The 14,859-nt window shown below is 62.3% G+C and carries 16 protein-coding genes; 9 read left to right on the top strand and 7 right to left on the bottom strand.

Annotation, left to right across the window (positions count from 1 at the left end; translation table 11 throughout):
- Window positions 1–7: 7 nt before the first annotated feature.
- A complete protein-coding gene (locus O7A60_RS15450; protein WP_337107040.1) occupies window positions 8–916 on the top strand; it encodes an alpha/beta hydrolase in 909 nt (302 codons plus the stop codon).
- Window positions 917–936: 20 nt separating this feature from the next.
- Here the strand turns inward: O7A60_RS15450 and O7A60_RS15445 are convergent, their stop codons facing one another.
- Window positions 937–1,986 (bottom strand): DUF1176 domain-containing protein, encoded by a 1,050-nt coding sequence (locus O7A60_RS15445; RefSeq protein ID WP_337107039.1) that lies wholly within the window; start codon window positions 1,984–1,986, stop codon window positions 937–939.
- 140 nt (window positions 1,987–2,126) lie between these two features.
- Here O7A60_RS15445 and O7A60_RS15440 point away from each other — a divergent pair, with 140 nt between their 5' ends.
- The 5 genes from O7A60_RS15440 to O7A60_RS15420 all read left to right on the top strand — a co-directional run bounded on the left by O7A60_RS15440 (window position 2,127) and on the right by O7A60_RS15420 (window position 6,190).
- A complete protein-coding gene (locus O7A60_RS15440) occupies window positions 2,127–2,633 on the top strand; it encodes a DUF1993 domain-containing protein (protein WP_140506332.1) in 507 nt (168 codons plus the stop codon).
- 9 nt (window positions 2,634–2,642) lie between these two features.
- A complete protein-coding gene (locus O7A60_RS15435; protein ID WP_337107132.1) occupies window positions 2,643–2,858 on the top strand; it encodes a hypothetical protein in 216 nt (71 codons plus the stop codon).
- Between the two features lie 368 nt (window positions 2,859–3,226).
- Window positions 3,227–3,688: a hypothetical protein gene (locus tag O7A60_RS15430; RefSeq protein ID WP_337107129.1), complete on the top strand. Its 462-nt coding sequence runs from the start codon at window positions 3,227–3,229 to the stop codon at window positions 3,686–3,688.
- Window positions 3,689–3,805: 117 nt separating this feature from the next.
- Complete coding sequence (locus tag O7A60_RS15425) at window positions 3,806–4,873, top strand: aldo/keto reductase (protein WP_337107038.1); 1,068 nt, start codon at window positions 3,806–3,808, stop codon at window positions 4,871–4,873.
- A gap of 48 nt (window positions 4,874–4,921) precedes the next feature.
- A complete protein-coding gene (locus O7A60_RS15420) occupies window positions 4,922–6,190 on the top strand; it encodes a cysteine desulfurase-like protein (protein ID WP_337107037.1) in 1,269 nt (422 codons plus the stop codon).
- 15 nt (window positions 6,191–6,205) lie between these two features.
- Here O7A60_RS15420 and O7A60_RS15415 read toward each other — a convergent pair whose 3' ends face one another.
- From O7A60_RS15415 to O7A60_RS15395, 5 genes are read right to left on the bottom strand one after another with little or no spacing between them, the layout of a single operon-like run.
- On the bottom strand, window positions 6,206–7,234 hold the full coding sequence (locus tag O7A60_RS15415; protein ID WP_337107036.1) for a histone deacetylase family protein: 1,029 nt from the start codon (window positions 7,232–7,234) through the stop codon (window positions 6,206–6,208).
- Window positions 7,231–7,734: a GNAT family N-acetyltransferase gene (locus tag O7A60_RS15410; RefSeq protein ID WP_337107035.1), complete on the bottom strand. Its 504-nt coding sequence runs from the start codon at window positions 7,732–7,734 to the stop codon at window positions 7,231–7,233. Before O7A60_RS15410 ends, O7A60_RS15415 begins: the two co-directional genes overlap by 4 nt.
- 19 nt (window positions 7,735–7,753) lie before the next feature.
- Window positions 7,754–8,683, bottom strand: coding sequence for a 3,5-dioxohexanoate:acetyl-CoA acetone transferase (gene kce, locus O7A60_RS15405; protein ID WP_337107034.1), 930 nt, complete (start codon window positions 8,681–8,683; stop codon window positions 7,754–7,756).
- A 5-nt stretch (window positions 8,684–8,688) separates the two neighbouring features.
- A complete protein-coding gene (locus tag O7A60_RS15400; RefSeq protein WP_337107033.1) occupies window positions 8,689–10,074 on the bottom strand; it encodes an aminotransferase family protein in 1,386 nt (461 codons plus the stop codon).
- A 1-nt stretch (window position 10,075) separates the two neighbouring features.
- Window positions 10,076–11,716, bottom strand: a complete 1,641-nt coding sequence (locus O7A60_RS15395; RefSeq protein ID WP_337107128.1) for a N,N-dimethylformamidase beta subunit family domain-containing protein — start codon at window positions 11,714–11,716, stop codon at window positions 10,076–10,078.
- 154 nt (window positions 11,717–11,870) lie between these two features.
- Here O7A60_RS15395 and O7A60_RS15390 point away from each other — a divergent pair, with 154 nt between their 5' ends.
- On the top strand, window positions 11,871–12,119 hold the full coding sequence (locus O7A60_RS15390) for a ParB N-terminal domain-containing protein (protein ID WP_140769256.1): 249 nt from the start codon (window positions 11,871–11,873) through the stop codon (window positions 12,117–12,119).
- 119 nt (window positions 12,120–12,238) lie between these two features.
- Window positions 12,239–13,195 carry an alpha/beta fold hydrolase gene (locus O7A60_RS15385; RefSeq protein WP_337107032.1) on the top strand — a complete coding sequence of 319 codons (957 nt, stop codon included), beginning with the start codon at window positions 12,239–12,241 and terminating at the stop codon, window positions 13,193–13,195.
- A gap of 47 nt (window positions 13,196–13,242) precedes the next feature.
- Here O7A60_RS15385 and O7A60_RS15380 read toward each other — a convergent pair whose 3' ends face one another.
- Entirely contained in the window at window positions 13,243–14,271 is a 1,029-nt protein-coding gene (locus tag O7A60_RS15380; RefSeq protein WP_337107031.1) for an isopenicillin N synthase family dioxygenase, read from the bottom strand.
- A 113-nt stretch (window positions 14,272–14,384) separates the two neighbouring features.
- On the opposite strand from O7A60_RS15380, the gene O7A60_RS15375 reads away from it, so the two are divergent.
- Window positions 14,385–14,780 carry a GFA family protein gene (locus O7A60_RS15375; RefSeq protein ID WP_337107030.1) on the top strand — a complete coding sequence of 132 codons (396 nt, stop codon included), beginning with the start codon at window positions 14,385–14,387 and terminating at the stop codon, window positions 14,778–14,780.
- The last annotated feature ends 79 nt before the right edge of the window (window positions 14,781–14,859 follow it).

Raw genomic sequence — 14,859 nt, 5'->3', positions numbered from 1 at the left:
TTTCTGTATGGCATTCCCCATCTTGCTTCGCCGCCGCTTATCTCGCGCTTTCCTGGCCTTTCTGGCTGCAATCATATTTCCGATCGCTGCTCACGCTGATACTCTCACGCTAAAACCGTTCAAGGACGATGTCTTCGCCTATCCGGCGACGCTGTCATCCGACAGCAACGGCGCCTACACGGTCCTCGACTACCGTGAGATGCGCGACATCAACCAGCGCGACGAAGTGCCGGAAAAGCGCGTGCATGCCCAGTACACCGACACCGGCGTGCGCAAGGTACAGCAGGATCTGCTGCTGAAAACGGACGCCGGCGATGTCAGGCATGTCGCCGTCGGCAAGACGCAAGGGGCCGCCGTCATCGTGCTCTATCTGCACGGGCAGGGCGGCAGCCGTAAGCAAGGCGTCGACGACTTCACCTTCGGCGGCAATTTCAACCGCCTCAAGAACCTGATGGCCGGCAATGGCGGGCTCTACATCTCTCCGGATTTTCCTGATTTCGGCGACAAGGGCGCAGCACAGGTCGCGGCCCTGATCGATCACTATGCCGAACAGTCCCCGGGCGCGAAAATCTTCGTCGCCTGCGGCTCGATGGGTGGAGCGCTGTGCTGGAAGCTTGCCGCACGCAAGGATACTGGCGGCCGCGTGAATGGACTGCTGCTGCTCGGATCGCTGTGGGACGAGGGCTTTCTCGCAAGTCCCGCCTTCAAGCGTCGCGTGCCGGTGTTCTTCGGCCAGGGCAGCCATGACGTGGTCTTTCCCGTGGCCAGCCAGGAAGCGTTCTTCCGCTCCATCCTTGCGAAATCAAAAACTTATCCGACCCGCTTCGTCCGCTTCGAAACCGGTACCCACGGCACGCCGATCCGCATGGTCGACTGGCGCGGCACGCTCAACTGGATGCTGTCGAGGGCGCCGTAAAGGCCGATGCGTCGACCGCTCTAAGGCGCGGTGTTGTAGTCGACAATGGTCTGCGGATTCTCCTCGCCGTCATAGGATGCGTCGACGTCATATTGAACCAGCGAAAAATCGCCGTTGCGGAACAGATACGTCCCGGCATCCGAAGCATCGCCGACGCCGCGCCATTTGTTGAACGTGGTGATCGTGTGGGCGTCCTGGTCATAGTCGGAATTGACCGCCCATCCTGTGGTCTGGAAGCCGATTACCGTTACACTCAACAGCTTGCCTTCGCTGTCATTATTCTCGTAGCGTATATCGGTCTGAGGTTCGGCGAACTGCAATTGCCTGACACCGTCCACCTCGTCGGTCATGTAATAGACCGAGCTTTCATTGTAGGCGGCGGCCGAGCAGGAGAAGTGGAACAGGCGGGTTTCCTTGTCCGGGTCGCCCGGCTGAGCATTCTTGTCCTTGTATTTGATCGAAAAGACCTCCGGCTCATTGGCCAAAAGATTCTTGTCGCACTGGTCGCCATAGGTCGCGAGGAAGGCCTTCTTGGCCTGTTCCAGCGCGGTATCCTTCTTCGGCGGCGGCGGACCGTCGCCGCAGCTTGGCGGCAACGCCTCGTCGAGATCGGCGGTGGAGGGCTTCAGCGCGCCCTTGTCGATAAAGATCGGCTGGAAGGGTGGCGCCTGGATCTGGGCATTGACCTGGCGCAGCGTGTAGCAGCCGGCGAAAACCTTCGCTTCGCCCTTCTTGTCGGTTGCCTGGATGGCGACCGGGACATTGTAATAGATGCTGCCCGCCGCGCCCTCGTCCGAAATCGGACCGGTCCTGACCTCCACCCTGTCGGTGCCGTCATAGCCCTTGACGAATGTATCGAAATCCTTTGCCGGCTTTGTATCGCCGTAGTAGCCCCAGGCGCGCGCGAATTCATGCCGGTTGATGGCGCTGTAGAGAGAGCGGACGACCGCATCCGCGCTCGACCGATCATCGACGTAAGGCGCTTCGGGTGTATCGCTGGCGGCCAATGTCGTCTGACCTGTCGTGGCAAGGGAGAGAAGGGCAGTCGCTGCGAGAAGGGCGCGTCTCATCGGGAATCTCCGCTCGATAACGAAGATTCTACCATGGCGATTGCGGCGACGTGGTGACGCTGTGCGGCTTCAGCTTGAAGAATCGGGCTTGAGGGCGCTAGGTCCTCCCGCCGGCGTTCCTGCCGGACAGGAGATCTGACGTGACGATATCGATGTATGAGGCATCCGTGCCTGTGTTTTCAGCCAGGCTGAAGGCACTTTCCAGTGTGCTGGCGGCAGCCGAACAGAATGCGCTTGACCGCAAGATCGACCCGCAGGTGTTTTTGACGGCGCGGCTTGCGCCCGACATGTTCGCGCTGACCCGGCAGGTGCAGATCGCAACCGACCATGCCAAGGGCGCGCCGTCACGGCTGGCCGGTCGCGAAGTGCCGAAATACGAGGACAATGAAGCAAGCTTTGCCGAACTCGAAGCGAGGATCGCCAAGACGGTCGCCTATTTGGCGACTTTTTCGGCAGCCGATATCGACGGGTCGGATGACAGGATGATCGAGTTGAAGCTGGCGGGCCGGGAAACGACATTGCGCGGCATGCAGTACCTGCTGCATGTGGCCATGCCCAACTTCTATTTCCACCTCACCACCGCCTACGACATCCTTCGCCACAATGGCGTGCCGCTTGGCAAGGCGACGTTCCTGGGATCGCGTTGAGGAATTGAGATGTCCTGGATCGATCCGGGACATCTCGGAACCTGCTTAGCGGATCGACATTTCGCGTGCGATGCGCGGGAAATCGGCGGGCTTGACGCCGATGTCGGCACGCTCGGCATTGCTCATCGAATGAAGCAACGCGAGCGCCGCGCGATATCTCTGATGTTCCTGCGGGCGCGGCCGGGCGAACATTTCCGTGAAGAAACCCATGTTTCAGGCTCCTGATTGGTCCTCCACGCCAGACAGTATAGGTGAATCGTGAAGATTGTGCAGTGCAGCATTTGCATGCCTGCCATGTCCGGATGATTTTTTAAAATTTTTTGCGGCCCGATGAAACTCATGCGCCGCGCCAATCGTAGGCTTCGAAGCTGGCACATGGCCAGTTTCCTCGCCGTCGAATTCCGGACTGCATGAAAGTGCAGTCCGCTTTTGTTTGGGGAGCATTGATCCTCGATAGCAATCCTCGCAACGGCTAAATTCGTTGAGACCGGTGGCATGTATTTTTAACGAGCCGGTTCTATGCTCGGTAATCCAGACAGTCAGGCAAGGGGGAGGCTGACATCGCTACCGGCGCCAAGCGAGATTTTGCATCACTGCTCGACGACCTCTTCGTTGCCTCCGACAAAGGCGACGGCAGCGAGGGCGAGGAGACCGGCGCGCGCCCATCCATCCCGTTCGACTATCTCTCGGTCGCCGATGAACTCCATTCCGGCCGCATCAAGGTATCCGCCGCGGAATATCGCGAGGCTGGTGTCGATCTGGCCAGCGAATTTGCCGCCTTGCTTGAACAGGCCAGGCTCGCCCTGGCTGGCGAAGAGCCGAAGCCGGAAGAAAAATTGCCGCCAATCGATCCTGAATCGATTGCGGTCGAACTGGGATTGGATCAGCCCAAGAACGCTGCCGATTTCGGTCGCATACGCCGCAGCTTTGCTTTCGCCAATCATCCCGACCGCGTTGCCCCGCATTTGCGCCAGCGCGCCATGATCCGCATGCAGATCGCCAATATGCTGATCGACGAGGCCAAGCGCCGCGCCGTGGCCGCCGCACGCCGCTAACCGCCTCTGCTCACGCAAAAGTCGGCCCGGCGAGGCTTGGAGAGCGCCTCCGCTTTTCCTAAGATGCGAATTCCTCTCCGCGCAGCCGCGCATACCTTCCCTCCGGAGCAGAATTCGATGCACAAACGCCGTCTCGGTCGGACCGATCTTCTTGTTACCCAGATTTGCCTCGGTTCGATGACCTGGGGCCAGCAGAACACCGAGGCCGAGGGCCATGCCCAGATGGACCTGGCCTTCTCGCGTGGCGTCAATTTCATCGACACCGCCGAACTCTATCCGATCCCGCCCAAGGCGGAGACGCAAGGGCGGACCGAGAAGATCATTGGCAGCTGGATGAAGGCCAAGGGCAATCGTGACAAGGTGATCCTTGCCTCAAAGGTCGTCGGCCGCACGGCCAATGCCTGGTTTCGCGGCGACCGGCCCTCGCAATTGGTGCGGGCCGATATCTTTGATGCCATCGACAAGTCGCTGGCCAAGCTCGGCACGGACTACCTCGACCTTTATCAGATCCATTGGCCGGAACGAGACATCCCCTGGGGTGCCAACCCGACGCGCATCGGCGCGGTGGCGCGGCGTGCCGATTCTGTCGGCGCACCAGTCGGCGAAACGCCGATCGCCGAGACGCTCGCGGTGTTCGAGGAACTGGTGAAGGCAGGAAAAATCCGCCATTTCGGCCTTTCGAACGAGAGTTCGTGGGGCGTGATGCGCTTCCTCGCAGAGGCCGGCAAAGAGATCGGTCCGCGCGTCGCCTCGATCCAGAACGCCTACAACCTCGTCAACCGCACCTTCGAGGTGAACCTCGCCGAGGTTTGCGAGCGCGAAGGGGTGTCGCTGCTTGCCTATTCGCCGCTTGCGCAGGGTTATCTGACCGGCAAATACGATCACGGCGCCCGCCCGAAGGGCTCGCGCTCGCAGCTGTTCAATCGGGGTCAGCGTTATGAGACGCCCAATGCCGCCGAAGCGCAACTCGAATACAATGAACTGGCGCGCTCTTTCGGCCTGGAGCCGGCGTTGTTTGCCAATGCCTATGTCTCGAGCCGGCCCTTCGTGACCTCCAACATCATCGGCGCGACAACCATTTCCCAACTGGAAATGGCACTGTCCTCGGTGGATGTCGTCTGGACCGAAGAAATACAGAAGGCGGTGGATGCCGTTCACCAGAGGGTGGGCAATCCCTGTCCGTGACCGATCCCGGGCGCGGAATTGTCGAGTAACAGCAAAGGGGTGGAGACAATGGTGGACTTTTCGATCGAGGCCGTGCGTGGAAAATTTCCCGCTCTCTCGCTGACTGACAAAGGACGCCGACGCATCTATCTCGACAATCCTGCCGGCACGCAGGTGCCGCAGGCTGTGGCCGACGCGGTCTCGCGCTGCCTGCTCACGACCAACGCCAATCTCGGCGGCCATTTTGAAACGACGATCGCGGCGCAGCAGGTCGTCGACGAGGCGCATCAGGCGATGGCCGATTTCCTCGGTGCGGCGAGCCCGCAGGAAATCATCATCGGCGCCAACATGACGACGCTGACCTATCACATGTCACGCACGCTCGGCCGCACGATGAAGCCCGGCGACGAAATCATCCTCACCCGCATGGACCATGAGGGCAATGTGTCGCCCTGGCTGCAACTGGCCGAGGACCTTGGCCTCGTCGTGCACTGGCTGCCGTTCGACGAAAAGACCTGGCAGATCGAGGAGGCGATGCTGGCAAGCCTGTTGTCCGGGAAGACTCGGCTGGTGGCGTTGAACTATGCCAGCAATCTCACAGGCTCGATCAACAGGGTCAAGTCCTTGACCCAACTTGCAAAACAGGCCGGCGCGCTGGTTTATGTCGACGCCGTGCAATTCGCACCGCATGGCCTGATCGACGTGCAGGAGCTCGGCTGCGATTTTCTGATCTGCTCGGCCTACAAATTCTTCGGTCCGCATATGGGCATATTGTGGGGCCGGCGCGACGTTATCGATGGTCTGAAAGCCTATAAATGCCGCTGTTCCTCGAACGGACTGCCAGAGCGTTTCGAACTCGGCACACCGCAGATCGAACTGATGGCCGGGCTCACGGCCGCGGTCGCCTATTTTGCCGGACTCGGCACGTCGGCCGGCGAGTACGGGTCGAGAAGGCGCAGGATTGCCAAGGCGTTCGAAGTCTCCATCGCCTATGAAAACCCGCTGGCACAAAGGCTGATCGATGGGCTGTCCGATATTTTCGGGCTGACCGTCCACGGCATCACCGATCCGAAACGGCTCGGCGATCGTGTGCCGACTGTCTCCTTCACCGTGGACGGCATAGTGCCCGAAACGATCGTGAGGCAGATGAACGCCGAAAACATCTTCCTGTGGTCGGGCCACAACTATGCCTGGGAGATCGTCCACCAGCTCGGCATTCCTGCCGAGCAGGGCGTCGTGCGCATCGGCATCGCGCACTACAATACGGCGTCCGAAATCGACGAGACGCTTGAGAGCGTTCACCGGGTGATCGCCATGCTCAGGCAGCAACGCCCCTGACGCGAGCTTGCATTGTCACCGCGCCTTGCCGCCAAAACCGGTGAGGAAGGCGGTGAGATTGTCGCCGAGCGCGTCGCAGAGATAGCCGCCCTCCTGGACGATGACCGTCGGCAGGCCAAGCCCGGCGATCGCCTCGCCGATGCGCGAAAAGCCCGGCGTCGTCACCGAGAGCCCGCCGAACGGATCGCCTTCGAACGCGTCGAGGCCGAGCGCCACGACCAGCGCATCGGGGGAGAAGGCGCGGATACGCTGGAACGCCACGTCGAGCGCTTCCAGAAACGCCGCATCCGCGGATTTCCGCGGCAGCGGCAGGTTGAAATTGTAGCCAAGTCCCGGACCTTCACCGCGCTCGTCGGCGTGGCCCCAGAAGAACGGGTAGAACCGCACCGGATCGGCATGCAGCGACACCGTCAGCACATCAGGTCGCGCATAAAAAATGCCTTGCGTCCCGTTGCCGTGATGCAGGTCGACATCAAGGATCGCCACGCGGGCCGCCTGTTTGCGCAGTATTTGTGCCGCAACGGCTGAGTTGTTGATGAAGCAGAAGCCGCCGGCGACATCGGCAAAGGCGTGGTGGCCGGGCGGGCGGCACAATGCATAGGCGCCGGAAGCGCCTGCCATCACCGTTTCCGCCGCCTCGACCGCGCTCCAGGCGCTCCACAGTGCACTTTGCCATGTCTCGCCTGAGATTGGGCAAGCGGTGTCGGCCATGTGATATCCGGCCTGGCCGACGGCGGAGGCCGGATAGGAGCCGTTGCGGGCGATCGGGTGGATGTTGGGGATGACCTCGGCCGATGCGCCAGCGATGCGCTGCCAGCGTTCGAAAATATGTTCGAGGAAGTCGAGATATTCGGGTGTGTGCACCGCCGAGACCGGGCCGAGGCCGTGATCGCGCGGCCGCTCGATCGTGCAGCCGGCGGAATTTGCGCCGGCTAACAATCTTTCGACGCGTTCCGGTTTTTCCGGGTTGGGCTGCGCCGCGCCGCTGGAAAGAAAGGCCTTGGGGTCGTGCCGCTTCTGCTCCTGCGCATAGAAGGCTTTCATTCCTGCTCCCCATTTTCCGGCGCGTCGGCGAAGGCGAAAAAGGCCTCGCCGATGATTTTCTGCGTCTGCTCGTAACTCGACCAGGCAATGCCCAGCCTCTCGTAAAAGGCCTTGGCGCCCCCATTGTCGGTATCGACGGACAACCTGAGATAGACCCCGCCATGCTTGCGGCACTCGGCCGCCACGCGCCGCAGCAGGCGCTCGCCGATCTTGCGGCCACGGAACCGGTCCTCGACATAGAGGTCCTGCACATAGACGCCAGGCCGGCCCATCCATGTCGAGAAGATCGGGAAATGCAGGCAAAGTCCGGCGAATTCGCCATCGACTTCGGCGATCAGGGTCGAGAAGGCGGGCTTTTCGCCGAAGCCCCAGATTCTGAGATCGTCCGCCGTCGCGATGATTTCCTCCGGCGCACCGATATGGCTGCCAAGCTTCAGGATCGCCGCGTGGATGGTTTCGACATCATCGATGGTGCCGGGGCGGAGGAGGATCGCACTCATCACAGGCGCTGTCATCTCGTCAAAACGCCACCCGGTCACCGCCCTTGAGCGCCAGCATGTCGCGCGCCTCCGCAGGTGTGGCAATCTCCAGAGAAAGCCCGTCAAGAATGCCACGGATGCGGCGCACCTGGTCGGCGTTGGATTTCGCCAGCTGGCGGCCATCATAGAGGCTGTCTTCCAGCCCGACGCGCACATTGCCGCCCATCGCGGCTGCGATCGAGATCAGCGGCATCTGGTTCCGGCCGGCGGCGAGCACCGAGAACTGGTAGCTGTCGCCGAACAATTTGTCGGCGATGCGCTTCATATGGACGAGATTGTCAGGGTCGGCGCCGATGCCGCCCAGGATGCCCAGCACGAACTGGATGAACAGCGGCTCCGACACCAGCCCCCGGTCGCGGAAATGCGCCAGCGAATAGAGGTGGCCGACATCGTAGCACTCGAACTCGAAGCGGGTGCCGCAGCCTTTGCCCAGCCGCTCGAGCACGCCTTCCATGTCGGCGAAGGTGTTCTTGAAGATAGTGTCGCGCGTGGCTTCGAGCAGCTTCGGCTCCCATTCGTGCTGCCATTCCCTTGGCTTGTCGAGCATCGGGAACAGCGCGAAATTCATCGAGCCCATGTTCAGCGAGCACATTTCAGGTTCAGCCCGCAGCGGTGCCGCGAGCCGCTGGTCCAGCGTCATCAGCGAGGAGCCGCCGGTGGTGATGTTGATCACCGCATCGGTCGCCTGCTTGATGCGCGGCAGGAACTGCATGAACACATCGGGATCGGCGGTCGGCCGGCCGTCTTTTGGGTCGCGGGCATGCAGATGCAGGATCGAGGCGCCGGCCTCGGCCGCCGCGATGGCGTCCGCGGCAATCTGGTCCGGCGTCACCGGCAGATGGGGCGACATCGACGGCGTGTGCACCGAACCGGTGACGGCGCAGGTGATGATGACTTTACGCGGTGCCATTTGCTCTATCCCCGGCCTTCGACCGGCAGGTCTAGCTCGGAGGCCAGAACTTCAAGCGAGTCGCCGATGATGGAGATGATCTCGCCGACCTGCTCGCTGGTGACGATCATCGGCGGCGCCACCATGAAATTGTCGCCGTCGACGCCGCCCTTGACCCTGCGGCCATAGATGATCAGCCCGCGCTCATAGGCGAGGTCGAGCAGCCGCTGCGTCGCCTTCTTGCCTTGGTCGATTGGCCTCAGCGTATCGGGATCGGCGACCATTTCGGCACCAGTGAGCAAGCCTTTGCCGCGCACGTCAGCGATGAACGGGAAGCGCTTCGCCAGCCCCTTCAGCCCGTCCATCAGCACGTCACCCATGGCGGCAGCGTTGGCGATCAGGTCGAGCCGGTCCATTTCGCCCAGCACCGCAAGCCCGGCGGCGCAGGCCAGCGGATTGCCGGCATAGGTGTGGCCATGCTGGAAACCGCCTGACGCGAGCAGCGGCTCGACCAGTCGCATCGGCGCCGCCAGGGCGCCGAGCGGCGCATAGCCCGAACCCAGCCCCTTCGACAGCGCGACGATATCAGGCCTGCAGTTCCAGTGGTCGCCGCCGAGGAATTTCCCTGTGCGGCCGGCACCGCTCATCACTTCGTCATGGATCAGCAGGATTCCGTAGCGGTCGCAGATCTCGCGTGTGCGGGCGTAATAGCTGTCCGGCGCCACCAGGGCCGCGGTCGCGGCGCCGCCGATCGGCTCCATGATGAAGGCGACGACGCTTTCAGGACCTTCGGCGAGGATCTTTTCCTCCAGCATGTCGGCATAGCGGACGCCGCGCTGCTCCATCGAGAGATTGTCGCGGTCGCGCCAGGCGGTCGGTGCCGGCACGGTCGGCATCACCCGCATCATCGGTGTGAAAGTCTCGGCCAGCGCATCGTCGCCGGTAATCGAAAGCGAACCAAGCGTGCCGCCATGATAGGAAGGAAAGCGGGTGATCACTTTCCAGCGGCTGGCCTGGCCGGTGGCGACAGCCCATTGCCGTGCCAGCTTGATGCAGGATTCCGTCGCCTCGGAGCCGCCGGAGACGAAGAAGATGCGGTCCATTCCTTCCGGCAATTTTCCAGCCAGTTCTCGCGCCAGTTCTTCCGCCGGCTCGTTTTCGAAATGCAGCCGGTAGGCAAAGGTGGCGCGATCCATCTGCCGCTTCATCGCATCGAGCACATTGCGGTTGGAATGGCCGATATTGGCGACCATCGGGCCGCTCGATCCGTCGATGAAACGGCGGCCATCCTGCGTCCACATGTAGATGCCTTCGGCGCGGTCGATCAGCGGCCGGCGCAGGCTGGAGAGGTAGAACAGATGCGATTGGCGCCGGGCATCGGTGTCTTGAACGGCGGGCTGGACTTTCGACATGTCAGGACTTTCCAAGATACCGATCGAGGACATTCTGGGTAACCCGTTCGACCATCGGGTCTTGTCTTAGCAGGCCGGCGACCCATTCGCAGCTTCCGGCGTGGAACACCTCGCCCTTGCCGCGTGCAAAATTGACGATCATGCCATTGCCGCGTTTGACCTTTTCGAGATTGGCGTCGCTCGCCTCACCGAACAAGGTTTCGGCGGTGAAGCGGCCATCCTCGTCGGTGAGGAACTGGTCCTCGATCGGAATGTCGGCGCTTTCCTCGACTTGGCTGGCCATGCCGACGGCGAGAACTTGCAGGCCGTCAGGCGCGCCGCTGGTCGCGGTCGGATGGGGCAGGCCGCCGCGTATCTCGAAGTCGAGCCCGTCGACCTCATAACCATAGACATGGCTGTCGGCGCCGAGCAGGTCGCCGTAATAGATGCCGGTGCCGGCGAAGGCCCAGTGCTCGGGCCGATAGACCGGAAAGCCGCGTACGCCACGTGGCGCGCAGCCACCCCAGCCGGCATAGACACCACGTGTCGCGTTGAGCCCGAAGGTCGCCGAACCCGGCCGGCCGATTTCGGGCGCTTCCCAGGAATTGGTGGCGCGGGTCACGTCGCCGCCGCGATAGGCGGGATCCTCGGCCCGGGCGCGGTATTTGTAGCAAACCTGCCGGAGGCCTTCGTCCTCCAGCCGGGTCTGCCACATGAAATTGCCGGCAAAGCGCGCCGCATGGCCGCCGCGCTCGACATAGAAGTCGACCGCATCGCGCATTTCCCAGGTCCAGTATTCGTCGTGGCCGACGAAGACCGCGCAGTCATATCCGTCGAGAATCTCGGGCGAAAAATGCAGATCGTGCTGGCTTGTCAGGTCGACATCGTAACCAGCCCGTTCGGCAAAGCGAAAAAAATGGCTGTCGTAGCTGGCCCAGCCCGACGAAGCGTATTTCTTCGAATGGCCGGTGGCGAGCGCCCATTCCATATGCGGATAGCGCGGCGCGGTTTTCGGCGGCACCGCGACCTCCAACGGCACGCGCGGCGCATCCCCGGGCAGCACGACGAAGCCGCGGCACCAGGGGCGCTGCGTCGACACGATGGGCGAGTACTGGTTGCGGTTGGGGCCGGTGATGCCCTGATAGTGGTTGGAGCCGCCCCAGGTGTTGTAGGCAAGCCAGGTGCCCGTCGCCGCCACCTGCAGAACACGGCCGGGTTTCTTGCCTGGCGGAGGGCTGACAATGAACAGATAGTGGGATCGGATCGGCTTGCCGTCGCGTCCGTCGGCGGTCAGGGTCACGCGGTAGGCGCCGGACGGCCAGTCGTTTTCCACACGGAATTCAAAGGAGGTTTCCCAGCCGCAGCCTTCGGCCGAGCATTGATCCGGACTGTCCTGCCAGCGCGATGCGATGCCCGACTTCTCGAACACCTTCGTCTCGGCGCCGCCGTCCCGAACGATCGTCATGCCGAAGGACGGAGCCGTGGAACTGACATGCAGCGTCATGGTTTCGCCGGCACGATACGAAAACCGATCACTGTAGCACCAGATCTCGCCGCGCTCGCCATCCATGCCCGGCCATTCGTAATAGTGACCGCGCACCGCGTGGCGGCGTTGTTCGGGCGTCAGCCCGAAATCGGGAAATTCGGTCGGCAGGTTGATCATGAAGCCCTGGCCCATCGGAGGCGCCATTTCGGCGATCCGCCGGCCAGGCGTCAAATAGAAACGATCATGCCAGCATTCGTTAGCCGCACCCTTGGCCGCGCTCAGCAAACGGACTATCTCAGAGGGCGGCGGCGGTTCCGCCACGGGGACAGGCATGCTCAGGGTGCAAAAGGTCAAGGTTGACGATATCTATGTGCCCACCGCGCGCAAGAAGACGCTGCACCCCGAAACCGTCCGGCATCTGGCCGAGGATATACTGGAAAACGGCATGAAGATGCCGATCCAGGTCCGCCATGACGGGAAGCGGCACATACTTGTCGAAGGACTGCATCGTCTGGAGGCCGCCAAATGGCTCGGCGAGTCAGAGATCGACGCCTATCTGGTGCAAGCCAAGCGCCACTGACGCGCAGTTTTCAGTCGACCGACAATGCCTGGCTGATCCTCGCCAGACAAAATTTCCACAGACCATGTCGGCCCGCGCCGTGTTCGCTCGTCCTTGGGCAGAACCGGAGGAGACCCGACATGTCCAGATCGACTTTTATCGCCATTCTTGTCTCGCTCGCAGCCTTGGTGGCCGCGTCGGGCCCAGCCAACACAGAGGAGTCAAAGCCTGCCATGACGACCGAAACGACAACACTGCCGAAGCCGCAAAAATCCGGCCTGCTGCCGATCAACGGCGTCAACTACTATTACGCCGTCTATGGCAAGGGTGAGCCGCTGCTTCTGCTGCATGGCGGCCTCGGCTCCTTCGATATGTTCGCGCCGGTCCTGCCCAAGCTTGCCGAAAACCGCACCGTCATCGGGGTCGACCTGCAGGGGCACGGCCGCACGGCGCTTGGCGACCGGCCATTCAGTCTGCAGGCGATCGGCGACGACATGGCCGGTATCGTCAAGGCACTCGGTTACGACAAGGTCGACGTCATGGGCTATTCGCTGGGCGGCGGCGTTGCCTTCCGCATGGCGGTCCAGCATCCCGAGGCTGTGCGCCGGCTGGTCCTTGTCTCGACAGGCTATGCGGCCGATGGCTTTTACGACGAGATGCGTCCGCAGCAGGCGCAGGTGAGCGCCGCCGCGGCGGCGTTCATGAAAGACACGCCGATGTACAAATCCTACGTCGCCGTCGCGCCGCATCCGGAAGACTTCCCGAAACTGCTCGACGCGCTCGGCAATTTCATGCGCCAGAACGACGACTTCTCGGCCGATGTTCCCAAGCTCAAGATGCCGGTCATGCTCGCTTACGGCGACAGCGACATGTACAAGCCCGAGCATGAGATCAAGTTCTACCAGATGCTCGGCGGCGGTCTGAAGGATGCCGGCTGGATGCGCGAGAACTTGTCGCGGAACCGTCTGGCGATCCTGCCGAACCGCACCCACTACGACGTCTTCTTCGCCCCGGAACTGACGGCCGCCGCGCTGCCGTTCCTCAACGGCGAGACCAAGGTGAAGAGCTGGGACGAGGTGGTCGGCGAAGCCGAATGACCCCCCATCTCCGCCGGCCGTCTCCAGCGAGACGGCCGGCGAGTTTTTCAGGAAGCCTTGGCTCGGCGCGGCTGCCTCAGATGCTTGATGCCGCTCATCTCGACGAAGTTCGTCGCCGACTCCCAGAGATAGTCACCGTAGAGAAACGGCTCGAACGGTTCGGCGTCGTCCAACGGCAGAGGCGATATCTCCGCATCGACACGCGGCTCGTAGAAGAACGGTATAGAGAACCGCACCGTTTTCGGCGCAATGACCCGGTGCCGTGTCGCCCGCACGCGGCCGCCGGTCCAGTGTTCCAGCAACCGGCCGAAATTGACCGCCAGCGTGCCGTTGGCTGGAGGCACGTCGATCCATTCGCCGGCGAGGTTCTTCGCTTGCAAGCCCTCGACGCCGTCCTGCGCCAGCAAAGTGACGAAGCCTGAATCGGCATGTTCGCGGCCGATGATGGTGCGCGTCTCGCCCTTGTGGATCACCGAAAACTCCGGCCCGCCGGTATCGACGCCGGCGTTGGCGTCACGCAGGGGATAGCGGATCAGGCGCAGCGTCGAGATGCCACCGTCGAAATAGGCATCGAAGATCAGTTCAGGCAGGCCAAGCCCGCGGGCGATCGACCGCATCAGCATGATGCCGACCGTCTCCATCGCGCGATAGTAGTCGGCTGCGGCGGTACGCCAGCCTGGCAGCGCATTTTCGGCCGGCAGTGGTGTCGGCTCGCACAAGGGATCGTCGGAGGCTGCCAGTCGCGCCGCGTCGGCAAGGTCCGGCCCCATGTCGATACCTTCCTTGTAGGAAACGGCTTGCGGCTGCAGCGGAAACCAGCCGCGGTAGAAATTCTTCTTCGTGTGATCGAAATTCCAGCGCAGCAGTTTCTGCTTCTCGGCGTCGGGAAGCGAAAAGATGCGCAGCACTTGCGCGCGCTTGTCCGGCGTCAGCCGGTCATCGCCGGGAAAATCCCGAATCGCCATGAAACCGATGCCAGCCGCGGCGGCCATGATCCTGGCGTCGCAGCGGTCGCGGGCGGGCGAGGGCGGTCCGAACAGAGCCGCAATGCCGATTGTTTCGATGTCCGCTGTCATGACGGTCCTGCCACATCACGATAATCGATGAGCTTGTATCAAAGCTTTTCAATTGACCCAATCGGCCTCGCCGCTACCTTGCCGCCTGTTCACTCCACCAATGGATCCAGACGATGGCAAAATATGAGGGCGGATGCCTGTGCAGGGCGGTGCGCTACCGCACCGACGCCGACCCCATCAACGAGCGCATCTGTCATTGCCGGCTCTGCCAGAAGGCGATCGGCGCGGCCTTCAATGCACGCGTTCTGTTCCGCATCGATGATGTGACGGTCGAGGGGCCGTTGGCCACGGTCAACACCTCGCCGGATCTCAAGCGTGGTTTTTGCCCGAACTGCGGAACGACGATGTTTTCGCGGCGCGATTCCGCCGGCATCATCGGCCTTACGACAGGTTCGCTCGACGACCCGTCGCTGTTCAGGCCCCAGATGCATATCTGGACCACCTCGAAACAGCCCTGGGTGATGCTGGACGACGGCCTGCCGCAATATGAAGGCGCTCCGCCGGCCTAGGCTTCCTCCTTCCCGTCAACAGGAGGACGTGCCCCAGGATGACCAAAAAATAGTCCAAAGAGACACGCGATAGCCGGCA

This window comes from Mesorhizobium salmacidum (SeqCode), from assembly GCF_037179605.1.
Lineage (GTDB): Bacteria > Pseudomonadota > Alphaproteobacteria > Rhizobiales > Rhizobiaceae > Mesorhizobium > Mesorhizobium salmacidum.
Note: the sequence above shows the minus strand (reverse complement) of the source record. Positions and strands in the feature narration are given on the sequence as shown.

Bases quoted from the DNA above. Each gene is read 5' to 3' on its own strand.
- O7A60_RS15450 (WP_337107040.1), top strand. From the start codon at position 8: ATGGCATTCCCCATCTTGCTTCGCCGCCGCTTATCTCGCGCTTTCCTG.
- O7A60_RS15445 (WP_337107039.1), bottom strand. From the start codon at position 1,986: ATGAGACGCGCCCTTCTCGCAGCGACTGCCCTTCTCTCCCTTGCCACG.
- O7A60_RS15435 (WP_337107132.1), top strand. From the start codon at position 2,643: ATGTCCTGGATCGATCCGGGACATCTCGGAACCTGCTTAGCGGATCGA.
- O7A60_RS15425 (WP_337107038.1), top strand. From the start codon at position 3,806: ATGCACAAACGCCGTCTCGGTCGGACCGATCTTCTTGTTACCCAGATT.
- O7A60_RS15420 (WP_337107037.1), top strand. From the start codon at position 4,922: ATGGTGGACTTTTCGATCGAGGCCGTGCGTGGAAAATTTCCCGCTCTC.
- O7A60_RS15415 (WP_337107036.1), bottom strand. From the start codon at position 7,234: ATGAAAGCCTTCTATGCGCAGGAGCAGAAGCGGCACGACCCCAAGGCC.
- O7A60_RS15410 (WP_337107035.1), bottom strand. From the start codon at position 7,734: ATGAGTGCGATCCTCCTCCGCCCCGGCACCATCGATGATGTCGAAACC.
- kce (WP_337107034.1), bottom strand. From the start codon at position 8,683: ATGGCACCGCGTAAAGTCATCATCACCTGCGCCGTCACCGGTTCGGTG.
- O7A60_RS15400 (WP_337107033.1), bottom strand. From the start codon at position 10,074: ATGTCGAAAGTCCAGCCCGCCGTTCAAGACACCGATGCCCGGCGCCAA.
- O7A60_RS15395 (WP_337107128.1), bottom strand. From the start codon at position 11,716: ATGATCAACCTGCCGACCGAATTTCCCGATTTCGGGCTGACGCCCGAA.
- O7A60_RS15390 (WP_140769256.1), top strand. From the start codon at position 11,871: ATGCTCAGGGTGCAAAAGGTCAAGGTTGACGATATCTATGTGCCCACC.
- O7A60_RS15385 (WP_337107032.1), top strand. From the start codon at position 12,239: ATGTCCAGATCGACTTTTATCGCCATTCTTGTCTCGCTCGCAGCCTTG.
- O7A60_RS15380 (WP_337107031.1), bottom strand. From the start codon at position 14,271: ATGACAGCGGACATCGAAACAATCGGCATTGCGGCTCTGTTCGGACCG.
- O7A60_RS15375 (WP_337107030.1), top strand. From the start codon at position 14,385: ATGGCAAAATATGAGGGCGGATGCCTGTGCAGGGCGGTGCGCTACCGC.